This is a genomic window from Streptomyces sp. NPDC014801, from assembly GCF_043082085.1.
In the GTDB taxonomy this organism is placed as follows: Bacteria; Actinomycetota; Actinomycetes; order Streptomycetales; family Streptomycetaceae; genus Streptomyces.
Genome location: NZ_JBIBXG010000004.1, coordinates 516660 through 535918 on the forward strand (window position 1 = coordinate 516660; position 19259 = coordinate 535918).

Genomic DNA, 19259 nt, shown 5'->3' on the forward strand with positions numbered 1-19259 from the left:
CCGCGCTCCCGTCGCGTGCTTGACCGGCGCCGAAGGGCGTCCTTAGGCTGGGTGCTGTTCATGCATATGGACATCGGTCAGAAACGTGAGTGCCCCCAGGGAGTGTCCGTGACGTCAGCCCCCCTCGCCGTTCGGCTCGGCATCCCCGGCGGGCCCCTGTTCTTCCCCGTCACCGCCTACGGCCCCGACGGCGCCGTCGATCTCGCCGCCTACCGCGCCCATGTGCGCGAGGGCGTCGAGGCCGGCGCCGCCGCCGTGTTCGCCTGCTGCGGCACCGGGGAGTTCCACGCGCTGACGCCCGAGGAGTTCACCGCGTGCGTGCGCGCCGCCGTCGAGGCCGCCGAAGGGCGCGTCCCCGTCGTCGCCGGGACCGGATACGGCACCGCCCTCGCCGTCCACTACGCACGGCTCGCCGAGGACGCCGGGGCCGACGGGCTGCTCGCCATGCCGCCCTACCTCGTCGTCGCCGGGCAGGAGGGGCTGCTGCGGCACTACCGCGAGATCGCCGCCGCGAGCGCCCTGCCGGTGATCGTCTACCAGCGCGACAACGCCGTCTTCACCCCCGAGACGGTCGTCGCGCTCGCCCGCACCGAGGGCATCATCGGCCTCAAGGACGGCGTCGGCGACCTCGACCTGATGCAGCGCATCGTCAGCGCCGTGCGCACCGACGTCCCCGGCGGCTTCCTCTACTTCAACGGCCTGCCCACCGCCGAGCTGACACAGCCCGCCTACCGGGCCGTCGGCGTCCCGCTGTACTCCTCCGCCGTCTTCTGCTTCGCCCCCGAGATCGCCCTCGCCTTCTACCGGGCCCTGCAGAGCGACGACCAGAGCCTCGTCGAGCGGCTCCTGGACGGCTTCTACCGGCCCTTCGTCGACCTGCGCTCCCGCGGCCGGGGGTACGCCGTCTCCCTGGTCAAGGCGGGCGTGCGGCTGCGCGGACTGGACGTGGGGGAGGTGCGGCCGCCGCTGCACGAACCGGCCGAGGACCATGTCAAGCAGCTCGCGCGGCTGATCGAGCGCGGCCAGGCCCTGCTGGAGGAGGACCGGTGAAGGCATCGGCGTTCGTGTACCCCTGGGACGTCAACGGCGACCCCGGGGCGGCGGACCGGATCGCCGCCCTCGGTGTGGAGCAGGTGACGCTGGCCGCCGCCTACCACTCCACGCGCGCGCTGACGCCCCGCCACCCCCGCCACCGGATCGTCACCGCCGAGTACGCGGCCGTGCTGTACCCGCCCGGCGAGGTCTGGCGGGAGCACGCCCTGCGCCCCCACCCGGCCGGGGACTGGGCGCCCGGCGACGCCTACGGCGAGGCCGCCGCCGCGCTCGCGGACGCGGGCCTCGAGGTGCACAGCTGGGTGGTCCTCGCCCACAACTCCCGCCTCGGTGCCGAGCATCCGGACACCTCCGTCGTCAACGCCTACGGCGACCGCTACCCGTGGGCGCCGTGCATCGCGCAGCCCGCCACGCGCGCGTACCTCCTTGCGCTCGCGGCCGAGGCCGCCGCCCGGCCCGGGGCGCGCGGCACCGAACTGGAGTCCCTCGGCTGGTACGGCCTGGCCCATCTGCACGCCCACGACAAGACGGGCGGGGTGGACCTCGGCGAGGCCGGCCAGTACCTGATGTCCCTGTGCTTCTGCCCTGCCTGCCGCGAGGGGTACGGCCGGTACGGCCTGGACGCCGACGAGCTGGCCGCGGCCGTCCGCACCGCCCTGGAGCCGGTGTGGCGCGAGGAGCCGTGCGAGCCCGGGTGGCCCGGGGTGGAGAAGCTGCTCGGCGAGTCCACGGCGGCCGCCACGCGCGCGTACCGCGAGGAGACCGCCCGCACCCTCCAGGAGGAGGCCGTCGCCGCCGTCCGCGCGGCCGCGCCCGAGGGCTTCCAGGTGCTGCTGCACGCCGACCCGGTGTCGTACCACTGCGGCGCCAACGCGGGCGTGGACCCGGGGCACATCCTGACCGTCGCGGACGGTGTGGTCGTGCCCTGCACCGCGGGCGCGGACCTGCTGGTGCCGTTCGCCGCGCAGGGCCGTGACACGGCTGTCCTGGCCGCCAACCTCACCGTGGTCACCGGCATGGGCGGCCGCCCCGGCACCCTCGCGGCGGACCTGGCACGCGCGCGTGAGCTGGGCGCGACCGAGATCCGTCTGTATCACGCCGGGCTCGCGTCGGACGGCGACCTGGCGGCCGTGCGGGAGGCCCTCAGCAGCCGCTGAACGGGCCCCGCCAGCTGCGCCGCGCCGAGCGCCAGCAGCACCGGCCGGTGGCCGACCGGTCCCACCAGCGCGGCGCCGAGGGCCAGCCCGGCCACGTTCGGCGCGAACACCAGCGTGTTCGCCGTGGCCACCGCCCGGCCCAGCAACGGGCCGGGCACCTCGCGCTGCACCGCGGTCAGCGCGGCGATCAGCACACACGGCAGGCCCGCCCCGATCGCCGTGCTGCACGTCAGCGCCACGGCCTCGTCCGGCACCGCCCGCAGCGCCGCCGCGACGGCCGTGAGCGCCATGCCGTACGCGGCGAAGCGCCGCTCGCCCAGCCGCCGCAGCGCGGCCCCCGAGCCCAGCCCCGCCAGCACCGAGCCGGCGCCCTGCACGGCGGCGAGCACCCCGGCGTAGGAGGCGGGCCGCCCCAGGGCGTCGACCACGGCGTAGACCTGGGCGCCGTTCACGCCGGCGAAGAACATCGCGGCGCCGCCCGCGACGACCAGCGACCGCAGCAGCGGATGCCGCCACAGGGCCCGGGCCCCCTCGGCGGTCGCCGCCGTCCGCGGCCCGGTCCGGGTCTCCGCCACCCGCAGCCGGGCGTACAGCAGCGCTGCGAGGACGAAGGTGCCCGCGTCCAGCAGCGCCACGGCCGGTCCGCCGTACACGGTGTACAGGCCGGCGCCCGCGAGCGGGGCCAGCAGCTTCGTGCCCTCGGTGGCCGTCATCCGCAGCCCGTTGAAGTCGCCGAGCAGCGCCGGGTCGACGGCGGCGGCGACCAGCGCCGACTCGGCCGCGTCGTGGACCACGCCGGTCGCGCCGTAGACCAGCAGCACCGCGAGGACCAGCCAGACGTCGGCGGCGGAGTCGACCCACACCAGGACGGGCAGGAGGGCGGCGAGCAGCAGGCTGCCGCCGATCAGCAGCGGCCTGCGGCGGACGCGGTCGGCGAGCGTGCCCAGCACCGGACCCGCCAGCGTCGGCGCCCACATGGCCAGCAGGCACAGCGCGGCGAGGCCGTCGGAGCCGGTGAGGTCCTTCACCCACACACCCGACGCCAGCCACAGCGCCGAGGTGCCGAAACCGGAGACCACCACTCCGGTGAGGTACAGGCGGGCGTTGCGGTCGCGCAGCACGCGCGACACCGTCCAGGAAGTCGTCATGCCGGGTCATCGTGCGGCTAAGGCCCCCGGGCCGGGATCGGGAAAGTGCCCTAGGGGTGTCTCGTCGATCACGTGACACCCCTGGGAATCCGCCCGCGCACCGATGAGTTCCGGTGCCCGCCTCGGTCTCTGTCCTCAGTGGCCACCGACCAGCCCCGGGAGCACCGCATGACCGACGACACCACCCCCTTCGACCTCGGACCGCAGACGCGGATCGTCGCCCGCCTCGCGGAGCAGGTGCGCGACGACCAGCTCGCGGACCCCACACCGTGCCCCGAACTGGCGGTGCGCCACCTGCTCGGGCACCTGCTGGGCCTGTCCGTCGCCTTCCGCGACGCGGCCCGCAAGGACCTCGGCCCGACGACGGACACCCCGCCGGACGCCTCCGTGCCGGACATCGGGCCCGACTGGCGCGCGGAACTGCCCAAGGCCCTCGACGAACTCGCCGACGCCTGGCGCGACCCGGCCGCCTGGACCGGCATGACCCGCGCGGGCAACGTCGACCTGCCGGGCGAGGTCGCCGCGGCCGTCGTCGCCGACGAACTCGTCGTCCACGGCTGGGACCTGGCCCGCGCGACCGGCGCGTCCTACGACCCCGACCCGGCCCTGCTCGACGTCTGCCACGCCTTCCTGCGGGCGGCGGCCGACGAGGGCGACCAGGGCAACGGCATCTTCGGCCCGGTCGTCCCGGTCCCCGGGGACGCCCCGCTGCTGGACCGCGCGGTGGGTCTGAGCGGACGGAACCCGGCGTGGACGTCCCCGGTGCGGGGAGTTGCGGAGGGAAACTGATCCGGCTCCACGGGTGAGAGAGCGGCGGCCGGCCCCTGGCGGCAGGCCGCCGCTCGGCCGTGGGAGCACCGTCTCGCTCATGGCGCATGCAAACCGGCCGCCCCACGGCACCCACGCCGTCCCGGACGGCTCACCTTTCCTTTGCCAGAAGCATTGACGAAACACCCGCGCGCTCCTACCTTCATCGCGTCGTACCTCGTACGTCATATATGAGACGCGATACGTGAGATCCCATACGCGAGACGGCGACGTCCCGCGAAGATCCGAGAGGCGCGCATGACCTCTGTGCCCACGCCGATCCCCTCCCGCACGCAGTACGTGCTCGAGGAGATCAAACGCCGCATCCTCACCGGGCAGCTGACGCCCGGTCAGGCCCTGGTCGAGACCGAGCTCGCCGCGCAGTTCGGGGTGTCCAAGACCCCGGTGCGCGAGGCGCTCAAGACGCTCGCCGGGACCGGGCTCGTCGTGATGAGCCAGTACAAGGGCGTCACGGTGCGCATGGTGGACGCGGACATGGCGCGCGAGGTGTACGACGTGCGGCTGCTCCTCGAACCCGAGGCGCTGAAGCGGGCCGTGCGGCGCGGCGCCTCCCTCGACGCCGCCCAGGCCGCCCTCACCCGGGCCGACGAGGCCACCGACACCGCCGAACGCTCCCTGGCCAACCGGGAGTTCCACCGCGCCCTGTACCTGCCCTGCGGCAACCCGCTGCTCGGCCGGATGCTCGACGAGGTCCGCGACCAGGCCGCCCTGGTCTCCGCCGTCGCCTGGGCCGCCGACCCCTCCTGGGAGCGGGAGGCCGCCGAGCACCGCGAGATCCTGCGGCTCGCGCTGGCCGGCGACGCGGACGGCGCCGGCCGGGCCCTGCACGCCCACATCGCGTCGTTCGTCCGGCGCGCGTTCCCCGAGGCCGAGCCCCTCACCGAGGACCGGGCCCAGGACCAGGAAGGTCAGGCATGAGCAGCGTGGCGTTCGAGACCCAGCGGGCGGCCCTGGCCGACGTGGTGGCGATCCCGGTGACCCCGTTCGCCGAGGACGGCACCGTCGACGCCGCCACCCACCGGGCCCTGCTGCGCCGCCTGCTCGACGGCGGCGTCACCACCCTCACCCCCAACGGCAACACCGGCGAGTTCTACGCCCTCACCCCCGACGAGCGCCGCCTGGTCACCGAGCTGACCATCGACGAGGCCGGCGAGCGCGCCGTGATCCTCGTCGGCGTCGGCCACGACGTGCCCACCGCGGTCGCCTCCGCCCGGCACGCCCGCGAGCGCGGCGCCCAGATGGTCATGGTGCACCAGCCCGTGCACCCCTACGTCTCGCAGTCCGGCTGGGTCGACTACCACCGCGCGATCGCCGAGGCCGTCCCCGAACTGGGCGTCGTGCCCTACATCCGCAACGCGCAGCTCACCGGCGCCCGCCTCGCCGAACTCGCCGACGCCTGCCCGAACGTCATCGGCGTCAAGTACGCCGTCCCGGACGCCGCCCGCTTCGCCGCGTTCGCCCGCGACGCCGGCCTCGATCGCTTCGTGTGGGTGGCCGGCCTGGCCGAGCCGTACGCGCCCTGCTACTTCTCCGCCGGCGCCACCGGCTTCACCTCCGGATTGGTCAACGTCGCCCCGGCCGTCTCCCGCAACATGCTGGAGGCCCTGCGCGCCGGCGACTACCCGGCCGCCATGAAGGTCTGGGAGCAGATCCGCCGCTTCGAGGAGCTGCGCGCCGCCAACGGCAGCGCCAACAACGTCACCGTCGTCAAGGAGGCCCTCGCCTCGCTCGGCCTGTGCCGCCGCGACGTGCGCCCGCCGAGCCGCCCGCTGCCCGAGCCCGAGCGCGCCGAGGTCGCCGCCATCGCCGCGGGGTGGTCGATATGACCGACCGGACGACGACGGAGCCGCAGAGCACCGACCCGGGGGCGAGCGGCCGCAAGCGCCCCGAGGAGCTCAGGAGCCACCAGTGGTACGGCACCGACGGCCTGCGCTCCTTCAGCCACCGCGCCCGCACCCGCCAGCTCGGCTACCTGCCCGAGGAGCACCTCGGCAAGCCGGTCGTCGCGATCCTCAACACCTGGTCCGACATCAACCCCTGCCATGTGCACCTGCGCGAGCGCGCCCAGGCCGTGAAGCGGGGCGTGTGGCAGGCCGGGGGCTTCCCGCTCGAATTCCCGGTCTCCACGCTCAGCGAGACCTTCCAGAAGCCCACCCCGATGCTCTACCGCAACCTCCTCGCCCTGGAGACCGAGGAGCTGCTGCGGTCCTACCCGGTCGACGGGGCCGTCCTGATGGGCGGCTGCGACAAGTCGACCCCCGCCCTCCTCATGGGCGCCGCCTCCGCCGGACTGCCCGCCGTCTTCGTGCCCGCCGGGCCCATGCTGCCGGGCCACTGGCGCAACGAGGTCCTCGGCTCCGGCACCGACATGTGGAAGTACTGGGACGACAAGCGGGCCGGGCTGATCGGCGACTGCGAGATGCAGGAGCTGGAGAGCGGCCTGGCCCGCTCGCCCGGCCACTGCATGACCATGGGCACGGCGTCCACGCTGACCGCCGCCGCCGAGGCCCTCGGCGTGACCGTGCCGGGCGCCTCCAGCATCCCGGCCGTCGACTCCGGGCACGACCGGATGGCCGCCAAGGCCGGCATGACCGCCGTCGACCTGGTGCACCGGGACCGCCGGATCGGCGACATCCTCACCCGGGAGGCCTTCGAGGACGCCGTCACCACCGTCCTCGGTCTCGGCGGCTCCACCAACGCCGTCATCCACCTGATCGCCATGGCCGGCCGGGCGGGCGTCACCCTCACCCTCGACGACTTCGACCGCATCGCCCGCACCGTCCCGGTGCTCGCCAACGTCCGGCCCGGCGGACGGACGTACCTGATGGAGGACTTCCACTTCGCCGGCGGCCTGCCCGGCTTCCTCTCCCGCATCCCCGACCTGCTCCACCTGGACCGGCCGACCGTGACCCACGACAGCCTGCGCGAGCAGCTCGCCGGGGCGCGGGTGCACCACGACGACGTCATCCGCCCGCGCGAGAACCCCGTCGCGAGCGAGGGCGGGGTGGCCGTGCTGCGCGGCAACCTCTGCCCGGACGGCGCCGTCATCAAGCACATCGCCGCCGAGCCCCGCCTGCTCAAGCACACCGGCCCCGCGGTCGTCTTCGACGACTACAAGACCATGCAGCGCACCATCGACGACCCCGCGCTCGGCATCACCGCCGACCATGTGCTCGTCCTGCGCAACGCCGGCCCCAAGGGCGGCCCGGGCATGCCCGAGTACGGCATGCTGCCGATCCCGCGGTACCTGCTCCAGCAGGGCGTGCGCGACATGGTCCGCATCTCCGACGCCCGTATGAGCGGCACCAGTTACGGCACCTGCGTGCTGCACGTGGCCCCCGAGTCGTACATCGGCGGACCGCTCGCGCTGGTCGAGACGGGCGACCTGATCACCCTCGACGTCGAGGCCCGTTCCCTCCACCTCCACGTGGACGACGAGGAGCTCGGGCGCCGCAGGGAACGGTGGACGCCGCCGCCCACGCGGTACGAGCGTGGGTACGGCGCGCTCTACGACGACCAGATCACCCAGGCCGACACCGGCTGCGACTTCGCGTTCCTCGCCCGCCCCGGCAAGGTCGCGGACCCCTACGCCGGCTGAGGTCCCGCCCGGCCGGGCCGCCCGGCCGGCACCCGGCCCGCGCCCCGCCTCACCGCCGCACGCCTCACCGCGCACGCCGCACCGCACGCACCCGCTCCACCCCACGCCGTCACCCGCAAGCGCCCGCTTCCGCGCCGCCCTTCGAGAAAGCGCTTCCCGCACGACGTACGAGCACGACGTACCAGAACGGAGACCCAGTCATGGCCCAAGCCGCAGCCGTGGCGAAACCGCCCGCGCCACCGAGGCGGCGCCGTGCCTCCGCCACGCCGCGCAGGCTGCCGTACCTGCTGATCGCGCCCGCCGCCCTGCTGATGCTGGGCTTCATCGCCTACCCGGTCGTCAGCGTCTTCTACTACAGCCTGCAGGACTACAACCCGACCAAGCCCTGGCGCAACGGCTTCGCGGGCTTCGGCAACTTCGTCCACGCCTTCACCGACGACCCGCAGTTCTGGGACACCCTGACCTTCAGCGCCAAGTGGGTCGTCGTCGAGGTCGGGCTGCAGCTGCTGTTCGGCCTCGCGCTGGCCCTCATCGTCAACCAGACCTTCGTGGGGCGGGCGCTGGGACGCGCCCTGGTGTTCTCGCCGTGGGCCGTCTCCGGCGTGCTGACCTCCGCGATCTGGGTGCTGCTGTACAACTCCCAGACCGGCATCACGCGGTACCTGGCCGACATGGGCATCGGCTCCTACGGCACCAGCTGGCTGTCGGACACCTCCACCGTCTTCCCGGCGGCCGTGGTCGCCGACCTGTGGCGGGGCGTGCCGTTCTTCGCGATCCTCATCCTCGCCGACCTCCAGTCCGTCTCCCAGGACCTCTACGAGGCCGCCGAGGTCGACGGGGCCGGCCGGCTCAAGCAGTTCTGGCACATCACCCTGCCGCACCTGAAGGACGCGATCATCCTGTCCACGCTGCTGCGCGCGGTGTGGGAGTTCAACAACGTCGACCTGCTCTACACCCTCACCGGCGGCGGCCCGGCCGGCGAGACCACCACGCTGCCGCTGTACATCGCCCGTACCTCCGTCGACGCCCACAACTTCGGCTACGCGTCCGCCCTGACCACGGTCGCGTTCGTGATCCTGCTCTTCTGCTCGATGGTCTATCTGCGGCTGAGCAAGTTCGGAGGCGACAAGTGATCACCGAGATCGCTCCGGCACCCGAGCGCGTGGTGCCCGAACCGGCCCGGCCGCGTGGACGGCGCCGCCCCTGGGACCAGGCCCCGCGCTGGCAGATCTACCTGCCCCTGTCCGTCTATCTGGTCTTCACGCTGGTCCCGTTCTACTGGATCCTGCTGTTCGCGCTGCGCCCCGCCGGCTCCACCTCACTGGTGCCGTGGCCGCTGACCTTCGACCACTTCGAGAAGGTGTGGACGGAGCGCTCCTTCGGCACCTACTTCGGCAACAGCGTGCTGGTGGGCCTCGCCACCCTGGTGATGACCACGGTCGTCGCGCTGGCCGGCGGCTACGCCCTCGCCCGCTTCGACTTCAAGGTCAAGCGCGGCTTCATGCTGGCGCTGCTGTGCTCGCAGTTCGTGCCGGGCGCGCTGCTGCTGGTGCCGCTGTTCCAGATCTTCGCCGAGCTGAAGATGATCAACTCGCTGGGCAGCGTCATCATCGCCGAGACGGTCTTCCAGCTGCCGCTGTCGATGATCCTGATCAGCAACTTCATCAAGAACGTGCCGTACTCGCTGGAGGAGGCCGCCTGGGTCGACGGCTGCAACCGGCTGCGGGCCTTCCGGGTCGTGGTGCTGCCGCTGCTGCGGCCGGGCCTGATCGCCGTCGGCTCCTTCGCCTTCGTGCACTCCTGGAACCACTTCCTGTTCGCCCTGATGTTCCTCAACAACCAGGACAAGCAGACCATCCCGGTCGGCCTCAACTCCCTGATGAGCGCCGACAGCGTCGACCTGGGCGCGCTGGCCGCGGGCGGCATCATCGCCGCCGTCCCCGTGGTCCTCGTGTTCGCCTTCATCCAGAAGTGGCTCATCACCGGCTTCAGCGCGGGCGCGGTGAAGGGATGAGGAGACCGATGAGCACCCCTCTGCCGATCGTGCTGGCAGGCGCGCGCGGGCACGGCCACTGGCACCTGGACAACATCCGCCGCCTGCAGGACCAGGGCCTGGTCCGGCTCGCCGGGATCTGCGAACTGACCCCGCTCGCCCCCGAGGAGATCCCCGACGGCCTGGGCGCCCCCGCCCAGTCCGCCGACTTCGGCGCGCTGCTGGACGCCACCGGCGCCCGGATCGCCGTGATCTGCACCCCCATCCCCACCCACACCGGCCTCGCCCTCACCGCCGCCGAGCGGGGCGTGCACCTGCTGCTGGAGAAGCCGCCCGCCCCCTCCTACGCCGAGTACCGCCGGATGGCCGACGGCGTCGCCCGGGCCGGGGTGGCCTGCCAGATCGGCTTCCAGTCGCTCGGCTCGCACGCGCTGCCCGCGATCCGCGCGATGGTCTCCGACGGGGTGATCGGCGAGGTCACCGGCCTCGGCGGCGCGGGCGCCTGGGCCCGCGCCGAGGCCTACTTCCGGCGCGCGCCCTGGGCCGGCAAGCGGCGGCTGAACGGCGTCGACGTCGTCGACGGGGTGCTCACCAACCCCCTCGCGCACGCCGTCGCCACCGCCCTCGCCCTGGACGGCTCCACCGGCGCCGGCGATGTCACCGGCATCGAGACCGAGCTGCTGCGCGCCAACGCCATCGAGTCCGACGACATCTCCTGCGTGCGGATCACCACGGCCGCCGGCCGGCGGATCGTCGTCGCCGCCACCCTGTGCGCCGAGCGGCCCGACGAGCCGTATGTGCTGGTGCACGGCAGCCACGGCCGGATCACCTTCTGGTACAAGCAGGACCGGGTGCTGCTGCAGCGCGCCGGCCACGGCCCGGAGGAGTTCGAGTACGGCCGCACCGACCTGCTCGCCAACCTCGTCGACCACCTCGCCACCGGCGCCCGGCTGCTGGTCCCGCCGCAGGCCACCGGGGCGTTCATGAAGGTCGTCGAGGAGATCCGGCTGGCCCCCGACCCCGTCCCGCTGCCCCAGCGGGCCTGGCGGCTGCTGCCCGAGGAGGGCCGACGGGTCGTGCCCGGCGTGGACGGACTGGTCGCGGCCGCCGCCGACACCCTCGCCCTGTACTCCGAACTCGGCGCCCCATGGGCCCCGGTCACCCCGCCGAGAGAGGTGAGCACCCGATGACCGCCCCCGACACCGCCGTCCTGCGGGTCGCGGGCCGCCCCGTCGGCCGCTACGTCACCCGCCCCGAACTCCCCGCCCGGCTCTCCCCGCGGCCCTACCTGCACCCCGTCACCACCCTGGCCGGCACCACGGTCACCGAGCTGACCCCCGCCGACCACGCCCACCACCTCGGCGTCGGTGTCGCCGTTCCCGACGTCGAGGGGCACAACTTCTGGGGCGGCCGCACCTTCGTGCGCGACCGGGGCCCGACCGAGCTGGACAACCACGGCGCCCAGCGGCACACCGCGTTCGCGCGGCGCGACCCGGACGGCTTCGTCGAGGAGCTGCGCTGGGTGGCCGCCGGAACGGAACTGCTGCGCGAGCGGCGCACGGTCGCGGCCACCCAACTCACCGGCTCCGCCTGGGCGCTGGACTTCACCTTCTCCCTGACCAACGTCACCTCCGGCCCGCTCTCCCTCGGCAGCCCCGCCACCAACGGCCGCCCCGGTGCCGCGTACGGCGGCTTCTTCTGGCGCGCCCGCAAGGAGGCCGAGCCGCCCCGTGTGTTCACCCCCGACGCCGAGGGCGAGGACGCGGTGCACGGCCGCCGCGCCGCCTGGCTGGCCCTCGCCGGCTCCGACTGGACGCTGGTCTTCGCCGCCGCCACCGACGCGACCCGGCGCGACCCCTGGTTCGTGCGCGCCGGCGAGTACCCCGGCGTCGGCTCCTCCCTCGCGTCCGCCGAGCGGCTGGCGGTCCCGGCCGGTGACACCGTCGTCCGGCGGATCGTCACCGTCGTCGCGGACGGCCGGCTGGAGCCGGACCAGGCGGCCGCGCTGGCCGGAAAGGCGGTGGCCGCGTGAGCCGGAAGGGCGGTGGCCGCGTGAGCACGTACACCAACCCGGTCCTGAACGCCGACTGGTCCGATCCGGACGTGATCCGCGTCGGCGACGACTTCTACCTCACCGCCTCCAGCTTCGGCCGCGTCCCCGGCCTGCCGCTGCTGCACTCCCGCGACCTGGTCAACTGGACGCTCGTCGGCCACGCCCTGGACCGCCTTCATCCGGAGGCCGCGTTCGCGCGGCCCCGGCACGACTGCGGGGTCTGGGCGCCCTCGCTGCGCCACCACGACGACCGGTTCTGGATCTTCTGGGGCGACCCCGACCAGGGGATCTTCCAGATCAACGCGCCCGACGTCCGCGGCCCGTGGACCCGTCCGCACCTGCTGAAGGCCGGCCGGGGCCTGATCGATCCGTGCCCGCTGTGGGACGAGGAGACCGGCGAGGCCTACCTCGTGCACGCCTGGGCCCGCTCCCGCGCCGGCGTGAAGAACCGCCTCACCGGCCACCGCATGCAGCCCGACGCCACCGCCCTGCTCGACGAGGGCAAGGTCGTCGTGGACGCCGACCGCATCCCCGGCTGGTTCACGCTGGAGGGGCCCAAGCTGTATCGGCACGACGGCTGGTTCTGGATCCTGGCGCCCGCCGGGGGAGTGGAGACCGGCTGGCAGGGCGCCTTCCGCGCCCGGGACTTCTTCGGCCCCTACGAGGAGCGGATCGTCCTCGAACAGAAGCACACCGACGTCAACGGCCCCCACCAGGGCGGCTGGGTGCGCACCCCGTCCGGCGAGGACTGGTTCCTGCACTTCCAGCAGCGCGGCGCCTACGGCCGGGTCGTGCACCTGCAGCCCCTGCGCTGGGACGCCGACGGCTGGCCGGTGCTCGGCGACGATGGCGCCCCCGTCACCGTCCACCGCATGCCCGATCTGCCGCCGCAGCCGCCGGCCGCCCCCGCCACCGACGACGACTTCCCCGGCGGGCGGTACGGCCGCCAGTGGCAGTGGACGGCCAACCCCCGTGACGGCTGGGCCACCCAGCACTCCGCCGACGGCCTGCGCCTGACCTGCGTCCGCTCGGCCGACGCGCACGACCTGCGCAAGCTGCCGAACGTGCTCACCCAGCGGCTGCCCGGCCTGCCCTGCGCCGTCGAGGTGGACCTGCGCCTGGACGCCGCCGAGCCCGGGGCACGGGCCGGACTCGCGGTGCTCGGGGACGCGTTCTCCTGGATCGGCCTCGAACGGGGCGCCGACGGCCGGGTCCACCTGGTGCACCGGTTCGCCGAGCCGGTCGCCGACCGGGAGCGGGACGCCGCCCCCGCCCGGCTCGCCCCGCGGGGCCGGGCCCGGCTGCGCATCGAGATCGGCGCCGGGGCCCGCTGCCGCTTCCTCCACGACACCGGGGCGGGCCCGGTGTCCTCCGGTCCGGTCTTCGCCGCCACCCCCTGGCGCTGGGTCGGGGCCCTGCTCGGCCTGTTCGCGCTCGCGCCGGACGGGACGGGACCCGCCGGTGCGGCCCTCTTCGAGCACTTCCGTATCACCGCCCTCTGATTCCTTCCCCCGTACGCCTGTTGGGAGCCGCCATGCCGCACATCCCTGGCAAGCGCTTGCCGTCACCCTGGTCGACCGTCGCGGGCCTGCCGACCGCCGTCGGTCTCGGCCTCGGCGCGGGCGGCGAAGCCGTCACCGTCACCGAGCGGGCCTCGCTCGCCCGGTACGTCTCGCCGCAGACCCGCCACTGACCCCGTACCCCTCCACCACCCGAGCTGGATCCGGAAGAAGAGAGCCGACCGATGAAGATCAGCATCCGCAGAAGCAGGCGCGCCGCCCTGGCCGTCGCCCTGGGCTCCGTGCTCGCCCTGACCGCCACCGCCTGCGGTGACGACGGCAGCGGCAGCGGCGGAGACAAGGGGTCCGAGGGCAGCGGCAAGGGCGAGATCGTCTTCTGGGACAACAACGGCGGTGTGCGCACCGACATCTGGAAGGAGATCATCGCCGACTTCGAGAAGGCCAACCCCGGCATCAAGGTCAAGTACGTCGGCATCGCCGCCAAGGAGTACCAGTCCAAGGTCGACACCGCGATCCAGGGCGGCGGCCTGCCGGACGTCGGCGGCGTCGGAGCGGCGACGCTCGCGGAGTTCGCCGCGCAGAACGCGCTGGAGCCGCTGGACGCGCGGCTCGCCAAGTCCTCGCTGAACGGCAAGCTCAACAAGGACATGGTCGCCTCGCTGAAGGCCGCCGGCGGCGGCGACGGCACCCTCTACTCGATCCCGACCTCCGCCAACAACGGCGTCCTGTACTACCGCACCGACCTGTTCCAGAAGGCCGGGCTGGACGCGCCGACCACCTGGGAGAAGTTCTACGAGGCGGCCGAGAAGCTCACCGACGCGAAGAAGAACGCCTTCGGCTACACCATCCGCGGCGGCGCCGGCTCCATCGCGCAGGCGCTGGACGCGATGTACGGGCAGTCCGGCATCACGTCGTTCTGGAACGGCGACAAGACCACGGTGAACGACCCGAAGAACGTGGCGGCGCTGGAGAAGTACGCCGCGCTCTACAAGAAGGTCACCCCGGCCGCCGACGTGAACAACGACTTCACGAAGATGGTCGCCCAGTGGGACTCCGGCACGATCGGCATGCTCAACCACAACCTGGGCTCCTACCAGGACCATGTGAAGGCGCTGGGCGCCGGGAAGTTCCGCGGCATTCCGCAGCCGGTCGGGCCGGGCGGAAAGCGGGTCCAGGTCTCCAATCCGGTCGACGGACTGGGGCTGTTCAAGAGCTCCAAGAACAAGGAGGCCGGCTGGAAGTTCATCGAGTTCGCGCTCTCGCACGCGGAGAACTCGAAGTTCAACGAGTCGGCGGGGCAGGTGCCGGCGAACACGGAGGCCTCCGGCGACGCGTGGATCCAGAAGGCGGAGCCGACGAAGCTGGCCGCCGCCGCCCTGAGTGACGGTTCCACGACCATCGTCCAGCTGCCTTACTACCTGCCCGACTGGAACACGATTTCCAAGGCGGACAACGAGCCGGGCTTCCAGAAGGTGCTCCTCGGGAAGATGTCGGCGAAGCAATGGCTGGACACGCTCGCCGACCAGCTCAACAAGGCTCAGGCCGACTGGAAGCAGAACCACTGAGTCCGTGGGCGGTGTCGGTCCGTGGGGGGCTGCGCGGCCGTTGCGGATGGCCGCGCCCCCGCGGCGGAGCCGCACGTCGATACCGCCCCGCGCCCCCGGGTGGGTCTGCTCACCCTTGGCTGAAAGGTGCCGATCGTGTCTCTCAGTCGGAGAGCCGTTCTTGCCGCCGTTCCTCTCACCGTGGCCGCGGCTCCCTCGCCGAAGGCATCCCGCACTCTGTACATCGCCGGTGATTCCACCGCCGCGCAGAAATACTCCGACGCCGCGCCCGAGACCGGGTGGGGCATGGCGCTGCCGTTCTTTCTGCACAAGGACCTGCGCGTCGCCAATCACGCGATGAACGGGCGCAGTTCGAGGAGTTTCCTCGACGAGGGCCGACTGGACGCGGTCCTCTCCGTCATCCGGCCCGGTGACCTTCTGCTGATCCAGTTCGCGCACAACGACGAGAAGGCCACCGATCCGACTCGGTACACCGAGCCGTGGACGACGTACCAGGAGTACCTGACCCGCTACGTCGACGGGGCGCGGCAGCGCGGGGCGCGGCCCGTGCTCGCCACGCCCGTGGAGCGGCGGCGGTTCGACGCCGCGGGCCACGCCCAGCCGACGCACGGCGACTACCCCGCGGCGATGCGGGCGCTCGCCGAGCGGGAGGGAGTCGCGCTGCTGGACGTGCAGACCCTGTCGCTCGCCCTGTGGCAGCGGCTGGGCGTCGAGCAGACCAAGACGTACTTCAACTGGACCGCGACCGAGCAGGACAACACGCACTTCAACCCGCCCGGTGCGATCGCCGTGGCCCGGCTCGTGGCGCGGGAGCTGCTGCGCACCCGGGTCCTCGCCCCGCGCGATACGCGCCGGCTGGACGACGAGATCCCCGGGTCCTGGATCACCTGGCCGGACCCCACCCTGTAACCCCGTTTCTGCCGACAGGAAGAGAGCCGCACCATGCACGCACGCGAATGGCATGCGCATGCCATGAAGAGAGTCGCCGCGCTCGCCGGCTGCACCGCCCTCGTGCTGTCCGTCACCGGCACCACCGCCTCCGCCCACGGACAGCACCACGACCCGGCGCGGCAGGTGCTGGGCGCGAAGGACGGCTGGGCCGCCCACGGCACCGGCACCACCGGCGGGTCCGCCGCCGACGCCGCGCACGTCTACACGGTCGGCACCTGGGCGCAGTTCAAGGCCGCCCTCGCGGCCGGCGGCGACGCACCGAAGATCATCAAGGTGAAGGGCACGATCGACGCCGTCTCCCAGGGCTGCGACGCCTTCGCCGCGCCCGGCTACGACTTCGCCGCCTACCTGGCGAAGTACGCCCCCGAGACCTGGGGGTACGACACCGACCTGGAGAAGGAACCGGCCGACAGCCCCGAGGGCCTGCGCCGGGTCTCCGCCGCCAACCAGGCCAAGGAGATCAAGGCGAACGTGCCCGCCAACACCACTGTCATCGGGGTGGGCCGCGACGCCGGCTTCAAGGGCGCGAGCCTGCAGATCAGCGGGGTGGACAACGTCATCGTCCGCAACCTCACCTTCGAGAGCCCGCTGGACTGCTTCCCGCAGTGGGACCCGACCGACGGCTCCACCGGCAACTGGAACTCCGAGTACGACAGCGCCGTGGTGTACGGCTCCACCCATGTCTGGCTGGACCACAACACCTTCACCGACGGCGCCCACCCGGACTCCTCGCTGCCGGTGTACTTCGGCATGACCTACCAGCAGCACGACGGCGAGCTGGACATCGTCAAGGGCGCCGACTACGTCACGGCCTCCTGGAACGTCTTCGCCGACCACGACAAGACGATCCTCATCGGCAACAGCGACAGCGCCGCCACGGCCGCGGTGGACCGCGGGCACCTGAAGGTCACCTTCCACCACAACCTGTTCCGCGACCTGGTCGAGCGGGCGCCGCGCGTGCGGTTCGGCCAGGTCGACTCCTACAACAACCACTTCGTGGCCGGCGACGGCTACTCCTACAGCTACGGCATCGGCATGGAGTCCCGGCTCGTCGCCGAGCACAACGCCTTCACCCTGCCCCAGGGCGTCTCCGCAGCGAAGATCCTCAAGAAGTGGAAGGAGGCGCCCCTCACCGCCGCCGACAACTGGGTCAACGGCCGCCGCACCGACCTGATCGCCGTGCACAACGCGGAGATCCCCGGCGAGACCCTCGCCTCGGGAGCCGGCTGGACCCCCACCCTGCGCACCCACGTCGACCCGCCGCGCGCCCTGCCCGGCCTCGTCGACGCGGGCGCGGGCGCCGGAAAGGTCCGCTGACATGGAACCCCTCCTCACCGGACGCCGGGGCTTCCTGGCCGCGAGTGCCGGCGCCGCCCTGGCGCTGGGCCTCGCGGCCCCCGCGGGCGCCGCCCGCCGCACCCCCTTCGGCCGCTTCGGCTCGCCCGCCGCCCGGCTCACCGCGCGCACCCTGTACGTCCACCCGGGCGGCGCGGGCGACGTCACGAGCGTCGGCGCGGCCGTCGCCGCCGCGGCCGGCCCCGGCTGGACGCTCGTCCTCGCGCCGGGCGTCTACCGCGAGACGGTCGCCGTCGACACCAGCCGCACCGGCATGACCTGGATCGGCGCCTGTGAGAACCCCCGCGACGTGGTGATCGTGTACGACAACGCGGCCGGCACACCCAAGCCCGGCGGCGGCACCTACGGCACCAGCGGCTCCGCCACCGTCACCACGCAGGCCGACGCCTTCACCGCCCGCTGGATCACCTTCGCCAACGACTGGCTGCGCGCCGACCACCCCGACATCACCGGCACCCAGGCCGTGGCCCTGAAGGTGCAGGGCGACCGCAGCGCCTTCCACCACTGCCGCTTCCTCGGCCACCAGGACACCCTGTACGCCGACACCATGGCGCTCGGCACCTTCGCCCGCCAGTACTTCGCCCACTGCTACGCCGAGGGCGACGTCGACTTCGTCTTCGGGCGGGCCACCGCGGTGTTCGCGCACTGCCACTTCCGCACCCTGGACCGCACCGACCTCGCGGCACCGCCGTACGGCTTCGTCTTCGCGCCCTCGACGGCCGGCGCCAACCCGCGCGGCTACCTGGTCACGCGCAGCCGGGTCACCAGCGAGGCACCGGACGCCTTCTACAAGCTGGCCCGCCCCTGGGTGCCCAGCTCCGACACCACCGCCCGCCCGATGCTCACCGTCCGCGACACCTGGCTCGGTCCCGGCATCGACGCGGCCGCGCCGTACGCGAACATGCGGGACGCCTCCCCGTGGCAGAGCATGCGCTTCGCCGAGTACCGCGACACCGGACCCGGCGCCGTCGTCACCGTCCCGGAGAACCGGCCGCAGCTCGACCCCGTGACGGCACGCCGGCACACACCCGAGGCCTACCTCGGCGACTGGAGACCGTATGCGTAAGGGCATCGCAGCGCTCGCCTTCCCGGCCGTCCACCCGACTCCTCGGCTTGACCGGATTTTTGCCGGTGAAAGAGGTATCGATCGGGCCACGGACCTCGCGCCCGAGGGGGTGACGCGCGTAGAAACCTGTCATGCATAAGCCACTGCGTTTCGCGGCCGCCGCGGCCGCCTGTGCCGTCGCCGGTGCCGCCCTGTACGGCGCCGGCGCCGCCACCGCCGACCAGTCGACCGCCAACTCCACGCACGAGCCGTACAACATCGGCGTCCTGGTCAAGGACATCGACAGCTACTACGGCACCACGCTCGACGCGGACGGCGTCTACCAGGCCTCGCCCGCCAGCCCGTACGCCAAGGACCTGGCGCAGATCGACGCGGCCGCCCGCGCGTACATCGACAAGGCCGCCCGCAAGGCGCTCAAGAAGGGCGAGAAGCCGGCCGTCGTCTTCGACATCGACGACACCCTGCTGCTCAGCCTCGACTACGAGAAGAAGACCAACTACACGTACAACGGCACCACCTGGAACGACTACGTGAACAAGGCCGACCGCCCGGCCGTCTTCGGCAGCCCGGAACTGGTCCGGTACGCCGCGTCCAAGGGCGTCGCGGTCTTCTACAACTCCGGCCTGAGCGAGGCCCAGCGCCCCGCCGCCGTCGAGAACCTGAAGAAGGTCGGCGCCGACGTCAACCTCGACGCCGGCCACATGTTCCTCAAGGACAAGGCCAACCCGCCCGCCTACCTGGGCACCTGCGCCACCCCCGGCACCTGGAACTGCACCACCGTGCAGTACAAGGCCGGCACCCGCCGCCACATCGAGGACGACCTCGGCTACGAGATCATCGCCAACTTCGGCGACCAGTACTCCGACCTCCAGGGCGGCTACGCCGAGCGCACGTACAAGCTGCCGAACCCGACGTACTACGTCGGCTGACGGCGGCCCGGCGCACACCCCGGCCGTGCCTCGCCCCGCCGC

18 protein-coding genes are annotated in these 19259 nt (G+C 72.9%); 17 read left to right on the forward strand and 1 reads right to left on the reverse strand.

From position 1 onward, the window contains the following. Positions 1-66 precede the first annotated feature (66 nt). On the forward strand, positions 67-1050 hold the full coding sequence (locus ACF1AL_RS11770) for a 5-dehydro-4-deoxyglucarate dehydratase (RefSeq protein ID WP_391825896.1): 984 nt from the start codon (positions 67-69) through the stop codon (positions 1048-1050). Continuing rightward, the gene (locus tag ACF1AL_RS11775) at positions 1047-2210 is read left to right on the forward strand and encodes a hypothetical protein (protein WP_391825859.1); all 1164 of its coding nucleotides are present in this window, start codon (positions 1047-1049) and stop codon (positions 2208-2210) included. Before ACF1AL_RS11770 ends, ACF1AL_RS11775 begins: the two co-directional genes overlap by 4 nt. On the opposite strand, the gene ACF1AL_RS11780 is transcribed toward ACF1AL_RS11775, so the two are convergent. Next, on the reverse strand, positions 2147-3358 hold the full coding sequence (locus tag ACF1AL_RS11780; RefSeq protein ID WP_391825860.1) for an MFS transporter: 1212 nt from the start codon (positions 3356-3358) through the stop codon (positions 2147-2149). The two genes, ACF1AL_RS11775 and ACF1AL_RS11780, sit on opposite strands and share 64 nt — an antisense overlap. 168 nt (positions 3359-3526) lie before the next feature. Between ACF1AL_RS11780 and ACF1AL_RS11785 the strand changes: the two genes are divergently transcribed. The 15 genes from ACF1AL_RS11785 (at position 3527) to ACF1AL_RS11855 (ending at position 19217) form a co-directional block, all read left to right on the forward strand. After that, positions 3527-4147, forward strand: coding sequence for a TIGR03086 family metal-binding protein (locus ACF1AL_RS11785; protein ID WP_391821608.1), 621 nt, complete (start codon positions 3527-3529; stop codon positions 4145-4147). 276 nt (positions 4148-4423) lie between these two features. Further along, on the forward strand, positions 4424-5104 hold the full coding sequence (locus ACF1AL_RS11790; protein ID WP_366840681.1) for a GntR family transcriptional regulator: 681 nt from the start codon (positions 4424-4426) through the stop codon (positions 5102-5104). Then, positions 5101-6012: a dihydrodipicolinate synthase family protein gene (locus ACF1AL_RS11795; protein ID WP_391660532.1), complete on the forward strand. Its 912-nt coding sequence runs from the start codon at positions 5101-5103 to the stop codon at positions 6010-6012. The genes ACF1AL_RS11790 and ACF1AL_RS11795 overlap by 4 nt, the downstream gene beginning before the upstream one ends. Next, positions 6009-7784 (forward strand): L-arabinonate dehydratase, encoded by a 1776-nt coding sequence (gene araD / locus ACF1AL_RS11800; protein WP_391707051.1) that lies wholly within the window; start codon positions 6009-6011, stop codon positions 7782-7784. Before ACF1AL_RS11795 ends, araD begins: the two co-directional genes overlap by 4 nt. 200 nt (positions 7785-7984) lie before the next feature. Continuing rightward, entirely contained in the window at positions 7985-8917 is a 933-nt protein-coding gene (locus ACF1AL_RS11805) for a carbohydrate ABC transporter permease (RefSeq protein ID WP_391660530.1), read from the forward strand. Then, positions 8914-9798: a carbohydrate ABC transporter permease gene (locus ACF1AL_RS11810; protein WP_391660529.1), complete on the forward strand. Its 885-nt coding sequence runs from the start codon at positions 8914-8916 to the stop codon at positions 9796-9798. Before ACF1AL_RS11805 ends, ACF1AL_RS11810 begins: the two co-directional genes overlap by 4 nt. Before the next feature lie 8 nt (positions 9799-9806). Then, positions 9807-10967, forward strand: a complete 1161-nt coding sequence (locus ACF1AL_RS11815) for a Gfo/Idh/MocA family protein (RefSeq protein ID WP_391825861.1) — start codon at positions 9807-9809, stop codon at positions 10965-10967. Continuing rightward, positions 10964-11809 (forward strand): PmoA family protein, encoded by an 846-nt coding sequence (locus ACF1AL_RS11820; protein ID WP_391825862.1) that lies wholly within the window; start codon positions 10964-10966, stop codon positions 11807-11809. Before ACF1AL_RS11815 ends, ACF1AL_RS11820 begins: the two co-directional genes overlap by 4 nt. Before the next feature lie 20 nt (positions 11810-11829). Continuing rightward, positions 11830-13332: a family 43 glycosylhydrolase gene (locus ACF1AL_RS11825; RefSeq protein WP_391825863.1), complete on the forward strand. Its 1503-nt coding sequence runs from the start codon at positions 11830-11832 to the stop codon at positions 13330-13332. A gap of 32 nt (positions 13333-13364) precedes the next feature. Next, a complete protein-coding gene (locus ACF1AL_RS11830; RefSeq protein ID WP_386585365.1) occupies positions 13365-13523 on the forward strand; it encodes a hypothetical protein in 159 nt (52 codons plus the stop codon). 51 nt (positions 13524-13574) lie between these two features. Beyond that, entirely contained in the window at positions 13575-14915 is a 1341-nt protein-coding gene (locus tag ACF1AL_RS11835; protein ID WP_391825864.1) for an ABC transporter substrate-binding protein, read from the forward strand. Between the two features lie 135 nt (positions 14916-15050). Next, on the forward strand, positions 15051-15824 hold the full coding sequence (locus ACF1AL_RS11840; protein WP_391825865.1) for a rhamnogalacturonan acetylesterase: 774 nt from the start codon (positions 15051-15053) through the stop codon (positions 15822-15824). 33 nt (positions 15825-15857) lie between these two features. Next, positions 15858-17183 carry a polysaccharide lyase family 1 protein gene (locus tag ACF1AL_RS11845; RefSeq protein ID WP_391825866.1) on the forward strand — a complete coding sequence of 442 codons (1326 nt, stop codon included), beginning with the start codon at positions 15858-15860 and terminating at the stop codon, positions 17181-17183. Between the two features lies 1 nt (position 17184). Further along, positions 17185-18288, forward strand: a complete 1104-nt coding sequence (locus ACF1AL_RS11850; protein WP_386419637.1) for a pectinesterase family protein — start codon at positions 17185-17187, stop codon at positions 18286-18288. A 131-nt stretch (positions 18289-18419) separates the two neighbouring features. After that, positions 18420-19217: an HAD family acid phosphatase gene (locus tag ACF1AL_RS11855; protein WP_391825867.1), complete on the forward strand. Its 798-nt coding sequence runs from the start codon at positions 18420-18422 to the stop codon at positions 19215-19217. Positions 19218-19259 lie beyond the last annotated feature (42 nt).